General features: G+C 74.0%; 14 protein-coding genes and 1 pseudogene. 9 read left to right on the forward strand and 6 right to left on the reverse strand.

What is annotated here, in order from left to right; genetic code table 11:
- Positions 1-57: 57 nt before the first annotated feature.
- A pseudogene (locus tag IF02_RS33795) lies at positions 58-270 on the forward strand (NAD(P)-dependent alcohol dehydrogenase); the annotation flags it as partial.
- Between the two features lie 120 nt (positions 271-390).
- Here IF02_RS33795 and IF02_RS0116940 read toward each other — a convergent pair.
- The 3 genes from IF02_RS0116940 to IF02_RS0116950 form a co-directional block, all read right to left on the reverse strand.
- Positions 391-1,797, reverse strand: coding sequence for an APC family permease (locus tag IF02_RS0116940; protein WP_030157749.1), 1,407 nt, complete (start codon positions 1,795-1,797; stop codon positions 391-393).
- Positions 1,798-2,203: 406 nt separating this feature from the next.
- Positions 2,204-4,393 carry a SpoIIE family protein phosphatase gene (locus IF02_RS0116945; protein WP_051696274.1) on the reverse strand — a complete coding sequence of 730 codons (2,190 nt, stop codon included), beginning with the start codon at positions 4,391-4,393 and terminating at the stop codon, positions 2,204-2,206.
- Positions 4,394-4,421: 28 nt separating this feature from the next.
- Positions 4,422-6,002: an MFS transporter gene (locus IF02_RS0116950; RefSeq protein ID WP_078622137.1), complete on the reverse strand. Its 1,581-nt coding sequence runs from the start codon at positions 6,000-6,002 to the stop codon at positions 4,422-4,424.
- A gap of 63 nt (positions 6,003-6,065) precedes the next feature.
- Between IF02_RS0116950 and IF02_RS0116955 the strand changes: the two genes are divergently transcribed.
- Both IF02_RS0116955 and IF02_RS0116960 read left to right on the forward strand, forming a co-directional pair.
- Positions 6,066-6,998: a LysR family transcriptional regulator gene (locus IF02_RS0116955; RefSeq protein WP_030157755.1), complete on the forward strand. Its 933-nt coding sequence runs from the start codon at positions 6,066-6,068 to the stop codon at positions 6,996-6,998.
- Between the two features lie 106 nt (positions 6,999-7,104).
- A complete protein-coding gene (locus tag IF02_RS0116960; RefSeq protein WP_037836457.1) occupies positions 7,105-8,031 on the forward strand; it encodes a class I SAM-dependent methyltransferase in 927 nt (308 codons plus the stop codon).
- A 66-nt stretch (positions 8,032-8,097) separates the two neighbouring features.
- On the opposite strand, the gene IF02_RS0116965 is transcribed toward IF02_RS0116960, so the two are convergent.
- On the reverse strand, positions 8,098-9,006 hold the full coding sequence (locus IF02_RS0116965) for an alpha/beta hydrolase fold domain-containing protein (protein ID WP_234318231.1): 909 nt from the start codon (positions 9,004-9,006) through the stop codon (positions 8,098-8,100).
- 215 nt (positions 9,007-9,221) lie between these two features.
- Here IF02_RS0116965 and tdh point away from each other — a divergent pair, with 215 nt between their 5' ends.
- From tdh to IF02_RS0116980, 3 genes are all read left to right on the forward strand, one after another.
- Complete coding sequence (gene tdh / locus IF02_RS0116970) at positions 9,222-10,250, forward strand: L-threonine 3-dehydrogenase (RefSeq protein WP_030157761.1); 1,029 nt, start codon at positions 9,222-9,224, stop codon at positions 10,248-10,250.
- A gap of 179 nt (positions 10,251-10,429) precedes the next feature.
- A complete protein-coding gene (locus tag IF02_RS0116975; protein ID WP_030157762.1) occupies positions 10,430-11,638 on the forward strand; it encodes a glycine C-acetyltransferase in 1,209 nt (402 codons plus the stop codon).
- A gap of 41 nt (positions 11,639-11,679) precedes the next feature.
- Positions 11,680-12,594 carry a LysR family transcriptional regulator gene (locus IF02_RS0116980; RefSeq protein ID WP_030157764.1) on the forward strand — a complete coding sequence of 305 codons (915 nt, stop codon included), beginning with the start codon at positions 11,680-11,682 and terminating at the stop codon, positions 12,592-12,594.
- 93 nt (positions 12,595-12,687) lie between these two features.
- On the opposite strand, the gene IF02_RS0116985 is transcribed toward IF02_RS0116980, so the two are convergent.
- On the reverse strand, positions 12,688-13,467 hold the full coding sequence (locus tag IF02_RS0116985; protein ID WP_030157766.1) for a DeoR/GlpR family DNA-binding transcription regulator: 780 nt from the start codon (positions 13,465-13,467) through the stop codon (positions 12,688-12,690).
- Positions 13,468-13,617: 150 nt separating this feature from the next.
- Between IF02_RS0116985 and IF02_RS0116990 the strand changes: the two genes are divergently transcribed.
- Both IF02_RS0116990 and IF02_RS0116995 read left to right on the forward strand, forming a co-directional pair.
- On the forward strand, positions 13,618-14,520 hold the full coding sequence (locus IF02_RS0116990; protein ID WP_030157768.1) for an SIS domain-containing protein: 903 nt from the start codon (positions 13,618-13,620) through the stop codon (positions 14,518-14,520).
- Complete coding sequence (locus IF02_RS0116995) at positions 14,517-15,353, forward strand: class II fructose-bisphosphate aldolase (RefSeq protein ID WP_030157769.1); 837 nt, start codon at positions 14,517-14,519, stop codon at positions 15,351-15,353. Before IF02_RS0116990 ends, IF02_RS0116995 begins: the two co-directional genes overlap by 4 nt.
- 17 nt (positions 15,354-15,370) lie before the next feature.
- On the opposite strand, the gene IF02_RS0117000 is transcribed toward IF02_RS0116995, so the two are convergent.
- Positions 15,371-16,177: a hypothetical protein gene (locus IF02_RS0117000; RefSeq protein ID WP_051696275.1), complete on the reverse strand. Its 807-nt coding sequence runs from the start codon at positions 16,175-16,177 to the stop codon at positions 15,371-15,373.
- A 181-nt stretch (positions 16,178-16,358) separates the two neighbouring features.
- Here IF02_RS0117000 and IF02_RS0117005 point away from each other — a divergent pair, with 181 nt between their 5' ends.
- On the forward strand, positions 16,359-17,549 hold the full coding sequence (locus tag IF02_RS0117005; protein WP_030157772.1) for an acyl-CoA dehydrogenase family protein: 1,191 nt from the start codon (positions 16,359-16,361) through the stop codon (positions 17,547-17,549).
- Positions 17,550-17,583 lie beyond the last annotated feature (34 nt).

Below are 17,583 nucleotides of genomic sequence, written 5' to 3' on the forward strand. Positions count from 1 at the left end.
GGGTCAGGCGCCGACCTCGTCGTGGAGACGGGCGGCCCCGAGACGATCGAGCAGTCGGTGCGGGCGAGCGCCCTGTACGGGCAGATCGCCCTGCTGATCACCGCGAGCGCCGCCAGGTCCGGGATCGAGATCTCGCACGCGGCGTACGAGACGAGCCTTGCCGCGATCCGCCGGGTCTTCGTCGGCAGCCGCACGCAGTTCGAGGACATGAAGGGGGCGGTGGCCGCCCACGGGCTGCGCCCGGTCGTCGACCGCGTGCACCCCTTCGAGGAGGCGCGCACGGCCTACCGCGAGGACGCGGCGGACGCGCCGTTCGGCAAGGTCGTCATCACGATGGACGGGGCCGACGGGAACCGAACCCGTGCGGCCCCGTCCGTCGGGGAGTGCGGATCAGACGGCGGCCGGCTCGTCGTCCTCGGGGACGCTGACCAGCCAGCGGGTGTCCTGCCGCGGCCGCAGGTACAGCGCCCAGTACAGCGTGGCCACGGCGACGATCCCGCCGGTCCACAGCAGGTACTGGGTCTCCTGCTGCATCAGGATGTACGCGAGTACGGCGATCAGCACGATCGGCACGGCCGGCCACAGCGGCATCCGCCAGGCGGCCACCTCGCGGTGCGCCCCTCGCCGGGCGAACAGCGCGGCCACCGCGACCAGCAGGTACATGCCGGTCACCGAGACGCCGGTGACCCCGTACAGGGTGTCGAGGTTGACGAAGCACAGCGCCGCACCCGGGACGCCGACGAGGAGCGTGGCCACCCACGGGGAGCCGAAGCGGCCCAGCTTGGACAGCGCGTGGTTGACCGGCGCCGGCCAGGCCTTGTCGCGGGCGGAGGCGAACAGCACGCGGGAGTTCTGGATCACCATGACGATGCCGGCGTTGATGATGGCGAGGGCGACGCAGAGGCTGACGAAGGTGCCGACGGCCGAGTTGGACCAGGCGGTGACCATCCCGCCGAGGTCGCCCTCGGTCAGCGCGGCGAGGTCGGGGGCGCCGACGGTGATGGCGATGACCGGAACCAGGATGACGGCGGTGGAGATGGCGAGGGTGGCCAGCACCGTACGGGCGACGTTGCGCCGCGGGTTCTCCAGCTCCTCCGACAGGTAGACGGCGGTGGAGAAGCCCTGGGTGATGAACAGGGCGATGGCGAGCCCGGAGACCACCATCATCGCGGTCACCGTGGACGTACCGCCGCCCTCGGCCGCGACCGTGCCGTGCACCAGCGCGTCGGCGCCGCGCTCGCTGTGCGCGAAGCCCAGTACGGCGACCAGTGCGGCGGCGACCACCTCCAGCACCAGGAAGATGCCGGTGATCCAGGCGTTGGCCCGCAGGTCGAGGAGGCCGGCGAGGGTGGCGAGCAGCATCACGCCGCCGCCCGCGACCGGGGCCGGTATGTGCACGATCGGCGCGAGGTAGTCGGCCGTGCCCATGGCGATCACGGGCGGCACGATCATCACGACCAGCAGGGAGAGGACGAACACCAGCCAGCCGGCCAGCCTGCCCGCCATGGTCGACACCATCGCGTACTCGCCGCCGGCGCTGGGGATCAGGGTGCCGAGCTCCGAGTAGCAGAACGCGACGCCGATGCAGAGCAGCGAACCGATGGCGATCGTGAGGGCGGTCCACGAGCCGAGGCTGGCGAACAGGTCGGGCACGACGACGAACAAGGTCGAAGCGGGCGTCACGCACGAGAGCGTCAGCAGTGTGCCGCCGACGACGCCGATGGAACGCTTGAGCTTCTGGGGGACGGGCCCGGTGGCGGGGGCGAGGGCCTGAGGGGCGCTGATCGTTTCAGACATCGGTGCGGGGTTCCGATCGGCTGGTGCGGTGAACTGAGGTGCGGGAGCGGTATCGCCTCCGAGGCGGTGGTGAGCAGAGTGGTTCAGTGGCTCCCGGGCCGACATCGAATCCCTGCGGGATTCGCAGGTCAAGAGCAGTTCTCCTGCGGATTCCATCGTCGCGTCCCGCGAAGATGGCCCTACGGCAGCGTTAAGACCGCGTAAACGCTGCACGGAGTGCGGGTGCGGGAACCGCAGCGGAGGGCGGGCAAATTTTCTTCCGCTTTGCCGACATGTGCCCGGGGCGACACCACCTGCCCACGGAGTGGGCACCCGGGCGAGGGTCCGGGGTCGCTCCGGCGTCGCTCGGGGGCCGCTCCGGCGTCGCGTCGGGGTCGGGTCGGGGTCGGGTCGGCGTCGCGTCGGTTCAGCTGCTCGCGGAGGCCCGGCCGTCCCCCGTACGACAGGCCAGCAGCAGGGCGATGTCGTCCGGCCGGTCCGCGGAGCCCCCCGCACCGCCGATCAGCCGGTCGGCCATCTCGGTCAGCGGCGACGGCCGGGCCGCGGCCAGCGCCGCCCGCAGCCGCTCCACGCCGACGTCGATGTCCGTCCCCGCCTCCTCCACCAGCCCGTCCGTGTACAGGGCGAGCACCGAGCCCGGCGCCAGCCGCAGGTCCGTCACCGGGTACGTGGCGCCGGCGTCGATGCCGAGGACCACCCCGCCCGGCAGCTCCATCACCTCGGCCCGCCCGTCCGCGTGCCGCAGCAGCGGCTGCGGGTGCCCGGCCCGGGCGGCCCGCGCCCGGCCCGACACCGGGTCGAGCAGCACGTAGCAGCAGCTCGCGAACTGGCCCGGGTCGAGATCGATCAGCAGCCGGTTGGTGCCCGCCACCACCTGGTCCGGCGCACTGCCGGCCAGGGTGAACGCCCGTACGGCGCTGCGCAGTTGTCCCATCGTGGCGGCGGCCGCCACCCCGTGGCCCTGCACGTCCCCGATGACCAGCGCCAGCAGGCCGTCGATCGTCTCGACCACGTCGTACCAGTCGCCGCCCACGTCCATGCCCTGGGTGCCGGGCAGGTACCGGGCGACGGTCTCCACGTTCTCGTGCACCGGCAGCCGGTGCGGCAGCAGCGCCGCCTGGAGTCCGCGGGCCAGCGCCGCCTCGGAGTCGTAGCGCTGCGCCCGCTCCAGGGCCTGCGCGATCAGCCCGGCCAGCGCGGTCAGCACCGTACGCTCCTCCGGGCTGAACCCGCGCGGCGCGTCGAAGCCGAGGATGCAGGAGCCCACCGGGCGGCCCGAGGCGATCAGCGGCAGGAACGCGCGGGCCCCGACGTGGGCGTCCAGCGGGATCCCCGGATAGGCCGCGGCCAGGTGCTCCATCGACTCGAAGAACATCGGCCGGCCCGTGGTCAGCGTCTCCACGCCCGGCAGCCGCACGTCCAGCGCCACCCCGTCGAACCGGTCCAGGAAGCCCTGCGGGAAGCCCGTCTCCCAGGCCAGGTGCAGATGCCGCTCGCTGAGCAGGTAGATCGCCAGCTGGCGGCCGCCGAAGGCGGGCAGCAGCTCCTGCGTGACCACCGCCGACACCTGGCGGGCCGTCACCGCCTCCGTCAGCGCGATGGCGAGGGCCACCGGCCGGTACAGCGCCGAGGCCCGGTCGGCCGGCGAACCCAGCCCCAGCCCCGCGCCCGGGCGGACCACCGATCCGGGCGCGTAGGCGGGCGGCTCGGCCGCGTCGATCGTCACGGTCACCCCGTCCACACTCGGGTACAGGTCCACCTCCACCCAGCCCGCGTCCGGCTGCCGGCCCAGCCGGGCCGGGAAGCGCACCGGCTCCCCGGACATGAACACCCCGCGGAAGTGGTCCTCGTACGCCGGCTGCCCGAGCCACGGCACCGCCTGCCACAGCACCCGCCCGCGCAGCTCCGGCGCGCCCACCCCCAGCAGGTCGGCGGCGGCACGGTTGACGTAGCGGACCCTGCCCTCCCGGTCCATGGAGAGCACGGCGAGGGTCAGCCGCTCCACGGCCTCGCGGGCGCCCTGCGCGGTGTCCGGCGGCGGCACGCCGACCGGATCGTCCGTCCAGAGCACCGGTTCGCCGGCCGCGCTGAGCGCGGCGAGCCCCTCGGCCAGCCCGTTCGCGGCGGCACGCAGCCGCTCCCGGTCGGCGGCGTCGACCGATGCCCCCGGGGTGGCGGGGCGCAGGACGAACAGCACCCCGAACCGCTGCGCCCCGGCCATGACGGGCTCGTACAGCGAGCCGAAGGGGAACGGCAGCCCGGCCATCAGCTGCGGGAAGCGCCGCATGGCCGCCTCCGCGTCGGGCAGGTGCACCGACTGTCCGGAGCGGTAGGCCTCGGCGACCGGGTACGGGCGGTTCATGTGCATGCGCCACCACGGACGGAACAGCTGCCTGGGCAGCCCCGTGACCACGGCCAGCAGCAGCGGGCCCTCGGCTTCGGAGCGCAGGTAGATCCCGCCCGCAAACCCGCCGACGGCATGCACCGCATCGACGCAGGCCCGCGCGAGCACCCGGACCGTGGCGTCGGTGGCGGGGCCGCTGTCCGGTCTCGCCGTCACACAGTCAGCATGCCCCTCCGACGCCGGACGCTGCATCCCGGCGCCGGTGGGCGGGGGCCGGGCGTCAGCGCCCGGTCTGCCGGCTTCGGTCCTCCGCCCCCTCCCGGCTTCCGCGCCCCGCACCGGCGCCGTTGCGGTAGCCGGCCACCACCGCGAGCGCCGCGAGCAGCAGCACCGAGGCGACCGTGCGCAGCGCGGCCCCCATCGCGTCCGTGAAGGCGCCGATCTGCGCCGGATCCTGCGGATCGCCGTGGAACCGGGAGGCCAGCACCGTGCCGACCACCGCCACCCCCAGCGCGGCGCCGATCTCCCGGGCCGCGGTGTTCAGCCCGGAGCCCAGCCCGGCCTGGTGCGCCGGCAGCTCGGCGACCACGGTCAGGGTCAGCGAGGGCGCGCACAGGCCGGTCCCGACCGACAGCACCAGCAGGTGGCAGGCGTACAGGGCGTACGGGGTGTCCGCGTCGGCGGTGGAGACCAGCAGCAGCCCGGCCCCGATCAGGCCCAGCCCGGCGCCGACCGGAAGCCGCGGCCCCGTCCGCTCCGCCAGCCGGGCCCCCAGCTTCGGCACGACCGCCATGCCGATGGTCAGCGGGACGATCGCCAGACCGGTGAGAGCCGGCGAGAAGCCCTTCGCGTACTGGAGGTACTGGGCGTTGACGAAGAAGAGGGAGAAGAGCCCGAAGAACGCGGCGCCGATCCCGAGCGACCCGGCGCGCAGCTTGCGCGAGGCGAAGATCCGCGGGTCCAGCAACGGGTGCGCGGCGCGCAGCGCGTGGCCGGTGAAGGCCGCGAGCAGCCCGGCGCCGGCCCCGAAGGCGATCAGCACCGCCGCCGAGGTCCAGCCGTACGAGGGCCCCTCGATGATCCCGTAGACGACCGCGAGGAGCGCCCCGGCCAGCAGGAGCGCGCCCAGCGGGTCGACGGAGGCGTCGGACCGGGCCGGCGTGCGGGGGACCGTACGGGCGACGGCGAACGCGAGCAGCGCGCCGAGCGGGACGACCGCCCAGAACAGGGCCCGCCAGGTCAGGAACTCCCCGGCCAGGCCGCCCCCGACGTTGCCCGCCAGGCCCCCGAGGCCGGCGGCCAGCGTCCAGGTCGCCAGCGCCTGGCCGCGGCGCTCCGGCGGGCTCAGGTGGATCAGTACGGACATGGTGGCGGGCATGATCAGGGCCGCACCGGCCCCGCACAGGCCGCGACCGGCGATGAGCACCGCCGGGGCCGCGGCGAGCGCGCTGACCGCCCCGCCCGCGGCGAACAGCCCTAGCCCGGCCAGCAGGGCGCCCTTGCGGCCGTACCGGTCGCCGAGGGCGCCGGCCGGGATGAGCAGCGCGGCGAACACGATGACGTAGGCGTCGACCGCCCACACCAGCTGGCCGGGGGCGGGGTGCAGGGAGGACGCGGCGAGCTGCGGTATCAGCAGGTTGACGGCCGCGACCATGGCCTGCGCGACGAGCACGCAGGCGCACAGGACGAGCAGGACGGGCCGGGTGAGGGCGGCGGGCGCCGGGGCGGACGGGGCTGCGTCGGGATCTGCGGGATCCCGCTTGAGGGCATGGCGGAGCACGGCTCCTCCTCGGAGTCGGTGACGGTGAAGTGGTGTGGGAGAGGGGAAGGGAGCGCGGTCAGGAAGCGCGGTCGGCGCCATCCCCCGTGCCTCACCGTAGAGTTGGCGGCACCTGCTTTCCAGTGCAAGTTCTGCAAGGGATGAATGCGTGTGACGCAATCCGGCCTGGACCTCAATCTCCTCGTCGCTCTGGACGTCCTCCTGGAGGAGTCGAGCGTGTCCCGCGCGGCCGCCCGCCTGCACCTCTCCGAGCCCGCCATGAGCCGCACCCTCGGCCGGATCCGCAAGGCCCTCGGCGACCCCGTGCTCGTGCGCGCCGGGCGGACCATGGTCCCGACCCCGCACGCCCTCGCCGTGCACGGCGAGGTCCGGGCCGTCGTGGAACGGGCCCGGGCCCTGTTCCTGAGCGGCGGACAGGTCGACCTGCCCACCCTCACCCGTACTTTCACGGTGCTGTCCCACGACGCCTTCGCCGCCACCTTCGGGGCCACGCTCTTCTCCCGGGTGGCCCGGGAGGCGCCCGGTGTACGGCTGCGCTTCCTGTCGGAGAGCCACGTGGACACCCCGGCGCTGCGCGAGGGCATCGCCGACCTCGAACTCGGCGTCGTGGACAGCGGATCCCCCGAGGTGCGCGTCGAGCACCTCTTCGACGAGCACATGGTGGGCGTCGCCCGGGCCGGGCACCCGCTGCTGAAGGGCCGGATGACCGCCCGCCGCTTCGCGGCCGCCGAGCACCTCATCGTCTCCCGGCGCGGCCGGCTGGAGGGCCCCGTGGACGCGGCCCTCGCCCGGCAGGGCCTGTCCCGGCGGGTGGTGGGCAGCGTCGGCTCCTACCCCGCGTCCCTGTTCCTGCTGCGCGAGAGCGACCTCGTCGGCCTGATCGCCGCTCAGGCCGTGCCGCTCGCCACCGAGCTGGGGCTGGAGGCCTTCGAGGTGCCGCTCGACCTGCCGACGCTGCCCTTCGGCATCGCCTGGCACCCGCGCCACGACGCCGACCCGGCGCACGCCTGGCTGCGGGGCTGCGCCCGCGAACTGCTCCCGGCGGTGGCCGGGCACCCCGTACGCCGTACGCACTGACCCGAACGCCTCCCCCGTCCGGGGGACGGGCCGCCGCACCCGACCTGACCGGCCGCGCTCCGGGGCACCATACGCACGCGTCCCACCCCGCCACGGAAGGCAGAGCATGCGGTTCCAGTACGACACCATCGGCGAGCGTTTCGTGGAGTCGAAGACCACGGCGGCCTTCGCGGCGGCCGACACCCACACCCTGCTCGGGGCGCTCGACGCGCTCGGCGGGGTGCGCGGGCTCGACACCCTCGACCTGGCCTGCGGATACGGCTACAACACGCGGCTGCTGGCCCGCGGCGGGGCCCGGCGGGCCGTCGGCGTGGACATCTCCGAGGAGATGATCCGGCTGGCCCGTGCGCACGGGGTGATCGGCGGGAACGGCGTGGGCGCGCTGGAGCGCGCGGTGGGTGCGGTACGCCCGGTGGGCGCGGCGGCTTCGGGAGCGCACGAGGACACGGGGGCGGCCCGCGGCGCGGCGTCCCGCGGTGAGGCCGCGTCCATGGAAGCCGCATCCGCTGAGGCAGCGTCCATCTCAGCCGCGTCCATTGAGACTGCGTCCATTGAGGCTGCGTCCATTGAATACGTGGTCGCCGACGCCGCCAAGCTGCCGCAGATGGGCCCCTTCGACCTGGCCACCGCCGTGTACCTGTTCAACTACGCCGCCGACCGGTCCGCCCTGCACGCCATGTTCCGGTCCATCCGCGCCAACCTGCGCGACGGCGGCCGGCTGCTGGCCATCGTGCCGAACGCCGGCGCGTACCCGAACGTCGACTGGTCGCCGTACGGGGTCCGGATCGTCGACCGCGTCCAGGAAGGCGACGCGCCGCTGCTGAAGGCGCAGTTCCTGACCCAGCCCCCGGCCGACTTCGAGTTCCGCGAATGGGCGCACGCCGACTTCGCCGAGGCCGCCGTCGAGGCGGGCTTCTCCACGGTCGGCTGGCAGCCGAACCGGACCCCGCCCGCCGACGGCGCGCGCGACGAGGCGTACTGGACCGCCTACCGGGCCTGGCCGATCAGCTCGCTGATGACCTGCACCGCATGACGGCCCCCACCCCGGCCCGCGCCCCGGCCCGCCCGGCGGCCCGCACCCCGGCCCGCCCGCCCGGCCTCAGTCGTCGGCGGCGGACCTGATCAGCTCCACGATCCGGTCCCGGGCCGCCCGCCCCTCCGGCACCGGCAGCAGCGGGTACCCGTGCGGCAGCCCCGGCTCCTCGTGGAACTCCACCTCGACCCCGTCCGCACGGGCGCGGCTGAGCAGCTCCCGGCTGTCGGTGGTCAGCACGTCCCGGGTTCCGGTGAACACCGTCAGCGGCGCCAGCCCCGCGAACGCCCCGTGCAGGGGGCTCACCCGCGGGTCGTCGGTGGCCAGCGTGCCCGCGTACAGCCGGCCCGCCTCCAGCAGCCCCGGCCGGGCCTGGAGCGGGTCGGCCGCCTCGATGGCCGCCTGGTCGGGGTGGCTCATGGTCAGGTCGAGCCAGGGCGAGATCAGTACGATCCGCGAGGGCTGGGCCCCCGTACGGTCGCGCAGGCGCTGGGCGGCGGCCAGCGCCAGCCCCGCTCCCGCGGCGTCCCCGACGAGCACCGTGCCGCCCGCTCCGCCGCTCGCGATCAGCCCGCTGAGCAGGTCCGCGGCCACCGGCACCGTCCGGTCGGCGGTTCCGCGCGGGGCAAGTATGTACGCCGGTACGACGACGCGGGCCCGCGCCTCCGTGACCAGGGTCCGGATCATCGACCAGTGCGGCCGGACCAGCTCGTTGATGTACCCGCCGCCGTGCACGTACAGCACCTGGGCCGCGGGCTCGATCCCGCGCGGCGAGGCGTCGTACACCGGCCAGGCACCGACGAAGGTGCGGGAGACGTCTGCGACCCGGCCCAGCGAGCGCGGCGGCAAGTGCGACGCCGGCCGGCGGGCCGTCTCCGCCACGCGTGCGCGTACCGCCTCGGCACTCGCGAACCGTCTTCGCCGCCCCGCCGCGATCAGCGCGACCGACAGCGCCCTGCTGCGCAGACTCGGCACGCCCCTCACCTCCCCATTCCCTGCCCCGGCCGCGGGCCCCTGCCCAGGCCACAGCCCTTCACGTGAGGAGCATAGGCGTGAAGCTGGGCTGTCGACCCGCTTAAGAAATCCTCGATGGACTGATCACCTCCGCGCTCGGCAGATTGGTGCCTGTCGATACGTCGCACCCGCACCAGTGGTTGCAACGCCCCCTCCGCATGCCTGGAGCCACCCCCATGAAGGCACTCGTCAAGCACAAGGCCGAGCCCGGGCTGTGGCTCATGGACGTCCCGGAGCCCGAGTACGGCGCCGGCGACGTGCTGATCAAGGTGCTGCGCACCGGCATCTGCGGCACGGACCTGCACATCCGCTCCTGGGACGGCTGGGCGCAGGGCGCGGTCAAGACCCCGCTGGTGCTCGGCCACGAGTTCGTGGGCGAAGTCGCCGCGCTCGGCGCTGACGTCCGGGACATCGAGATCGGCGCGCTGGTCAGCGGCGAGGGCCACCTGGTGTGCGGCAAGTGCCGCAACTGCCTGGCCGGGCGCCGCCACCTGTGCCGCAGCACGGTCGGCCTCGGCGTCGGGCGCGACGGCGCGTTCGCCGAGTACGTCGTCCTGCCCGCGCAGAACGTGTGGGTGCACCGGACCGCCGTGGACCTGGACGTGGCGGCGATCTTCGACCCGTTCGGCAACGCCGTGCACACGGCGCTGTCGTTCCCGCTGGTCGGCGAGGACGTACTGATCACGGGCGCGGGCCCGATCGGCATCATGGCGGCGGCCGTGGCCAAGCACGCCGGTGCGCGCAACGTCGTCATCACCGACGTCAGCCCCGAGCGCCTGGAGATCGCCCGCAAGGCCGGCGCCACGCTCGCGCTCGACGTCTCGAAGGCGACGATCGCCGACGCGCAGGCGCAGCTGGGCCTGCGCGAGGGCTTCGACATCGGCCTGGAGATGTCCGGCCGCGGCGAGGCCATGCGCGACATGATCGACAACATGACGCACGGCGGCCGGATCGCCATGCTGGGCCTCCCGGCGCAGGAGTTCCCGGTGGACTGGGCGAAGGTCGTCACCTCGATGATCACGATCAAGGGCATCTACGGCCGCGAGATGTTCGAGACCTGGTACGCGATGACGGTGCTGCTGGAGGGCGGGCTCGACCTCAGCCCGGTCATCACCGGCCGCTACTCGCACCGCGACTTCGAGGCCGCGTTCGACGAGGCGGCCACCGCCCGCAGCGGCAAGATCATCCTGGACTGGACGGCGTAACGGCCCTTCCGGCCTCCGGACGGGAACCGGAACCGGAGGGCGCACCGGCCCACCGTTCCTCCCGTTCCTCCCCGCCTCCGTCCCACCGAACCATCTCCCTCCGGCCGGGCCCCGCCCACCCTCCCCCCTCCGCGGGGCCCGGCCCCCTTCGTCCGCCGCACAAGGAGAAGCCGAAGCCCATGTTCGAGTCCGTACGCGAAGACCTCCGCACCACCCTCGACGAGATCCGCGCCGCGGGCCTGCACAAGCCCGAGCGCGTCATCGGCACCCCGCAGAACGCGGCCGTGGCGGTCACCGCGGGCGGCGCCCCCGGTGAGGTCCTCAACTTCTGCGCCAACAACTACCTGGGCCTGGCCGACCACCCCGAGGTGGTCGCCGCGGCGAAGGACGCGCTGGACCGCTGGGGCTACGGCATGGCCTCCGTCCGCTTCATCTGCGGTACGCAGGAGGTGCACAAGGAACTGGAGGCGCGCCTGTCCTCGTTCCTCGGCCAGGAGGACACGATCCTCTACTCCTCCTGCTTCGATGCCAACGGCGGCGTCTTCGAGACCCTGCTCGGCGCCGAGGACGCGGTGATCTCCGACGCCCTCAACCACGCCTCGATCATCGACGGCATCCGCCTGTCCAAGGCCCGCCGCTTCCGGTACGCCAACCGCGACATGGCCGAGCTCGAAGCCCGCCTGAAGGAAGCCACCGAGGGCGGCGCGCGCCGCAAGCTGATCGTCACCGACGGCGTCTTCTCCATGGACGGCTACGTCGCCCCGCTCGCCGAGATCTGCGACCTGGCCGAGCGCTACGACGCCATGGTCATGGTCGACGACTCGCACGCCGTCGGCTTCGTCGGCCCCGGCGGCCGCGGTACGCCGGAGCTGCACGGGGTCATGGACCGCGTCGACATCATCACCGGCACCCTCGGCAAGGCCCTCGGCGGCGCCTCCGGCGGCTACGTCGCGGCCCGCGCCGAGATCGTCGAGCTGCTGCGCCAGCGCTCGCGCCCGTACCTCTTCTCGAACTCCCTCGCCCCGGTCATCGCCGCCGCGTCCCTGAAGGTCCTGGACCTGCTGGAGTCGGCGGGCGACCTGCGCGAGCGGCTCGCCGCCAACACCGCGCTCTTCCGCACGAAGATGACCGAGGCCGGCTTCGAGATCCTCCCCGGCGACCACGCGATCGCCCCGGTGATGATCGGCGACGCGGCGGAGGCGGCCAAGATGGCGGAGCTGCTGCTGGAGCGCGGCGTGTACGTGATCGGCTTCTCCTACCCGGTGGTCCCGATGGGCGCGGCCCGCATCCGGGTCCAGCTCTCGGCGGCCCACTCGACGGCGGACGTGGAACGCGCCGTGGCCGCCTTCGTGGACGCCCGCGCCGCCCTGGCGGCCACGGAGGCCTGAGGGCGGGTCGGGAGGCGCGCTCCACCTGCGAGAATGGTGGGGTGATCGACCCCCGCCGGCTGCGCATCCTGCGGGCCGTGGCGGACCACCGTACGGTGACCGCCGCGGCCGCAGCCCTGTACCTCACCCCCTCCGCCGTCTCCCAGCAGCTCGCGGCGCTGGAACAGGAGACCGGACACGCGCTGCTGACCCGCAGCGGTCGCGGCGTACGGCTGACGGCGGCCGGCGAGATCCTGCTCGGGCACGCCCACGAGGTCCTCGCCCAGCTGGAGCGCGCCGAAGCCGAGCTCGCGGCCTACGCGGGAGGCACGGCGGGCGAGGTGACGGTGGCCGCCTTCGCGACCGGCATCGCCGAGGTCCTCGCCCCGGCGATCGCCCGCCTGGCCCGCGAGCACCCGGGCATCCGGCTGCGCGTACGGGACGCGGAAGGCGATCAGAGCCTGCCCCTGCTCCTCGACGGCGAGGCCGACCTCGCGCTGGCCGTCGAATACCGCGGCGCCCCGGGCGCCGACGACGGCCGCCTGTCGGTCCTGCCGCTGTACGCGGAACCCTTCGACGCGGTGCTCCCCTCGGGGCACGCCCTGGCCGACCTCCCCGAGGTCCCGCTGGCGGACCTCTCCGGCGCGGACTGGGTGGGTCAGTACCCCGGGAACCCGTGCCACGACGTGACGCTGCTCGCCTGCGAACTGGCCGGCTTCCAGCCCCGGTTCGTGCACTCCTCGGACGATTTCCGCGCCGTGACCGCCCTGGTGGGCGCCGGGGCGGGGGTGGCTCTGGTCCCGCGCTCGGCGCTGCGCGGCATGGACCTCAAGGAGGTCCAGGTCCGCCCGGTGTCGGGTGCGCCGCCCACCCGGAGGGTCTTCGCCGCGACCCGCCGGGGAGCGGAGTCCCACCCCCTGATCGCCCCGATCCTGGCAGCCCTGTCGGAGGAGGCGGGACGCCTGCCGACGCACTGAGGGCGGCGCGGTGCGGGGCGGCGCGGTGCGGCGCATTGCGGCGCGTGATGTGGGCCGGTCGGCTCGGCGTCGAAGCGCCTACACCCTCCGCGCCTACACCCTCCGCACCTCCACCCCCGCCGCCTCGAACTCTGCCGCGACCCGGTCCGGGAGGGCCGTGTCCGTCACCAGGACGTCCACCGACCGCGTCGGGCAGATGCGGGCGAAGGCGCGGACCCCGAGTTTGCTGGAGTCCGCCGCGATCACCACCCGGCGGGCCCGCTCGCACAGGAGACGGTTCATCGCCGCCTCGTCCTCGTGGCGGGTCGCCGCGCCGTCCGCCGGGTCGAACGCGTCCACGCCGACCACCGCCGTGTCCATCGTCAGCTGGCCCAGGACCTGCTGGGCGAGCGGGCCCGTCAGCTCGTACGACTGGGGGCGGGCCACCCCGCCCGTCAGGACGATCTTGAACTGCGGTCTGATGACGAGCTCGCCCGCGATGTTGAGCGCGTTGGTCACCACCGTCAGCGCCGGCGTGCCCGCCGCCAGGTCCGGGCGGCCGGCCAGGGCGCGGGCCACCTCCGTGGTCGTGGTGCCGCCCGTCAGGCCGACCACCTCGCCCGGGGTGATCAGCTCCGCCACCGCCTCGCTGATCCGGTGCTTCTCCGCCGCGCGGCGCGAGGTGCGGTAGCGCAGCGGGAGTTCGTACGAGACGCCGTGCACCACCGCCCCGCCGCGCGTGCGGATCAGCAGCTGCTGCTCGGCCAGCCGGTCGAGGTCGCGGCGGACGGTCGCGGCGGACACGCCGAGGGCCTCCGCCGTCGGCTCGACCTCCAGCTCGCCCCGCTCGACCAGCAGATCCAGCAGCGTCTGCCAGCGCTCCTTGCGGGTCATGGTCCCCACGGCGATCGACCCCCTCGGGTGTGCTCCATCGGCCTACGCGTCGACATTAACCCAGGAGATCAACCCCCTCGGGTGCTTGAAGTTGCGTGAAAAGGGCCGCTACCTTGCAGGAAACTGCACCCACCACGCCAGGGAGCCGCCATGAGCCACGTCGCGTACGAGTTGGGCACGCAGCCCGAGTGCTGGGAGCGGGCCGCCGAACTGGCCCCGGCCCACGGGGCATTGCTGCCGCAGCCGGGGGAGCGTACCGCGATCGTCGGGTGCGGGACCTCGTACTACATGGCCCAGGCGGCCGCCGCCCTGCGCGAGGAGGTGGGGCAGGGGGAGACCGACGCCTTCCCCGCCTCGGAGTTCCCCCTGCACCGCCGCTACGACCGGGTCGTCGCGCTCACCCGGTCCGGCACCACCACCGAGGTGCTCGACCTGCTGGCCGGGCTGCGGGACACCGGGGTGCGTACGACCGCCGTCATCGGGGACCCGGCGACCCCGGTGATGACCCTCGCCGACGAGCTCGTCGTCCTCGACTTCGCCGACGAGCAGTCCGTCGTGCAGACCCGCTTCGCGACCACCGCCCTGACCCTGCTGCGCGCCCACTTCGGCCGGCACACCCCCGCCGTCGTCGCCGACGCCCGGACCGCGCTCGCCGAACCGCTGCCCGAACAGGCGGCCAACCGAGGGCAGTTCACCTTCCTCGGCCGCGGCTGGAGCGTGGGCCTCGCGCACGAGGCCGCGCTGAAGATGCGCGAGGCCTCCCTCTCCTGGTCCGAGTCGTATCCGGCGATGGAGTACCGGCACGGCCCGATCAGCGTCACCGGGCCCGGCACCCTCACCTGGTCGCTCGACGAGGCCCCCGAGGGGCTCGCCGATCAGGTGCGGGCCACCGGCGGCCAGTGGGTGCCCGGCCGGCTCGACCCGCTCGCCGAGCTGGTACGGATCCACCGGCTGGCGCTCGCCGTGGCGGCCCACCAGGACCTCGATCCGGACCGGCCGCGGAACCTGACCCGCTCGGTGATCCTCACCGCCGGTGAGGAGGCGGTCCGATGAGCCTCGTCTCCGCCGGGACGCTCGTCCTCGACGCGGCCGCGGCGGGCCGCGCCGTCGCCGCGTTCAACATCATCACGCTGGAGCACGCCGAGGCCGTCGTCGCCGGGGCGGAACGGGCGGGCCTGCCCGTCATCCTCCAACTCAGCGAGAACGCCGTGAAGTTCCGCGGCGGAGCGCTGCTGCCGATCTCACGCGCCGCCGCCGCGTGCGCGGAGGCCGCCGGGATCCCGGTCGGCCTGCACCTGGACCACGTCAAGAGCCCCGACCTGCTCCGGCGGGCCGCGGACGCCGGGTTCAGCTCGGTGATGTACGACGCCGCGCAGCTGCCGTACGCGGAGAACCTGGAGGCCACCCGCTCCGCGGCCGACTGGGCGCACGCCAACGGTCTGTGGGTCGAGGCCGAGCTGGGCGAGGTGGGCGGGAAGAACGGCGCCGCGCCGCTGGACCCGCACGCGCCGGGTGCCCGTACGGATCCGGACGAGGCCCGGCGGTTCGTGGCCGACTCGGGCGTCGACGCGCTGGCCGTGGCGATCGGCAGCAGCCACGCGATGACCCGCCGTACCGCCGAGCTGGACCACGCGCTGCTGGCGCGCCTGGCCAAGACCGTGGACGTGCCGCTGGTGCTCCACGGCTCCTCGGGGCTGCCGGACGCGGAACTCGCGGCGGCGGTGGCGGGCGGCATCCGCAAGGTCAACATCGGCACCGCGCTGAACCTGGCCATGACGGAGGCGATCCGCACCCACCTGACCCCGGCGGACCCCCGGCCGTACCTGACGGCGGCCCGTACCGCGATGGCGGCGACGGCCGAGGCGATGATCACGGCGCTGAACTGACGGCGGGGCGGGGCCCGTCAGCGGGGGCCGGCCGGCGGTGGGACGAGCCGGGCCTGGTGGCACGTGAGGGCGTGCCAGCGGGCCCGGTCCGGTGTGGCGCCCGGCTCCAGCGTGCGGCGGGCCTCGATCGCGGTGACGTGGCGGTCGGTGGACAGGCACAGGAGGACGAACAGGGCGGTGTGCGTGGGCTCGACGGTCTCGTCGTAGTACCACTCGGCCGAGACGGTCCGCCGGTCGGCCAGGAAGGGCCGCTGGAGGAAGTCCTGCACGTCGAGGGGGAAGTGCCCGAGCACCCCCTGCGCCTCCGGCGGGTCCAGCACCAGCCGTTCCACCGGTGCGCCGGGACGGCCGGGCGCCGCGGCCGGGCCGCCGCCCGCCTGCGGCGGACGCGCGTCGAAGGAACGGGTCCGCAGTGAGCCGGGCTCCACCCGGACCCGCTCGCCCCGGTGCTCCTGCGCCCTGCCGCCCCGGTACACCGGCTGGACCCGGCACAGGCCCCGGTCTCCCAGCACCAGCGCGAACGGGGCGCCGTCGGCGTAGACCCGGGCCCACCACACCAGGGACCGGCCGGCCTTCTCCAGCGTCCTGGTCCGTACGTCGTCCGGCAGCAGCTCCCAGGAGCGCAGGCGGTCGGGGGTCTCGGGGTCGGTGGGCAGCGCACCCGGCTCGTGGATCTGGGTCACGCCCGAGGAGTCCTCGGCCCGGCCGCCGGGCAGCCGGTCCTGACGCCCCGGCAGCTGGTCCTGACGCCCCGGCATCCGGTCCCGGTGCTCCGGCAGCCGGTCCCGCCCGGCGAATTCCCGCTCCCAGGCCTGCTCGTCCACGTGTCCCCCCGGATCCTCGAACTCCCGTGTCCTGCAAGCCCATTGTCGGTCACGGGCCATCGCTCCGCGGCCGGTCGGCGGAATCGGCGACCCACGAGTCCTTCCCCCTTCTTGGAACACGTTCTACTCTGTGCGCCGCCACCACAGCGACCGGCTGGACCGCGAGACACCCGGAGGGGCCGTGCACCTCGAATACACGCCTGAGCAGCAGCAGTTGCGCACCGAGCTGCGCGCCTACTTCGCCGAGCTGGTGCCGGAGGACGTCTACGCCCGCTACGAGGACCCCGCCGCCCAGAAGCGCTTCTACCGGGAGACCATCCGCAAGCTCGGCGCCGACGGCTGGCTCGGGGTCGGCTGGCCCAAGGAGTACGGCGGCCGCGGGATGTCGCCCATGGACCAGTTCATCTTCTTCGACGAGGCCGCGCAGGCCGTCGTACCGCTGCCGCTGATGGCGCTCAACACCGTCGGCCCCACGATCATGCAGTTCGGCACCGACGAGCAGAAGTCGTACTTCCTCCCGCGCATCCTCTCCGGCGAGATCGACTTCGCCATCGGCTACAGCGAGCCGGACGCCGGTACGGACCTCGCCGCCCTCAAGTGCAAGGCGGTCCGCGAGGGCGACGAGGAGACCGGCACGTACGTGGTCAACGGGCAGAAGATCTGGACCACGAACGGGGACACCGCCGACTGGGTCTGGCTCGCGGTCCGCACCGACCCGGACGCCCCGGCGCACAAGGGCATCACCATGCTCCTCGTACCGACCGCCGACCCCGGCTACTCCTGCACCCTGATCAACACCCTCGCCTCGCACGACACCACGGCCAGCTACTACGAGGACATCCGGGTCCCCGCGAGCCGCCGCGTCGGCCAGGAGAACAAGGGCTGGCGCCTGATCACCAACCAGCTCAACCACGAACGCGTCACCCTCGCCGCCCACGGCACCATGGCCATCCGGGCCCTGCACGACGTCCAGCGCTGGGCCGCGGAGACCAAGCTCGCCGACGGCCGCCGCGTCATCGACCTCTCCTGGGTCCGCGGCCGCCTCGCCCGCACCCACGTCCGCCTCGACGCGATGAAGCTGCTCAACTGGCAGATGGTCAACGCCGTCCAGGACGGCACCCTGACCCCGCAGGACGCCTCCGCCGTCAAGGTGTACGGCTCCGAGGCCCGCAGGGACGCGTACGCCTGGCTGATGGAGGTCGTCGGCGCGGCCGGCTCCCTCAAGGACGGCTCCGCGGGCGCGGTCCTGCACGGCGAACTCGAACGCGGCTACCGCAGCGCGGTCATCTTCACCTTCGGCGGTGGCAACAACGAGATCCAGCGCGAGATCATCTCCTGGATCGGCCTGGGCATGCCCCGAGTCCGCCGCTGAACGTCGCGACGGGGAACCGTGGCCGGTGCGGGGG

The organism is Streptomyces sp. NRRL S-244 (assembly GCF_000717915.1).
In the GTDB taxonomy this organism is placed as follows: Bacteria; Actinomycetota; Actinomycetes; order Streptomycetales; family Streptomycetaceae; genus Streptomyces.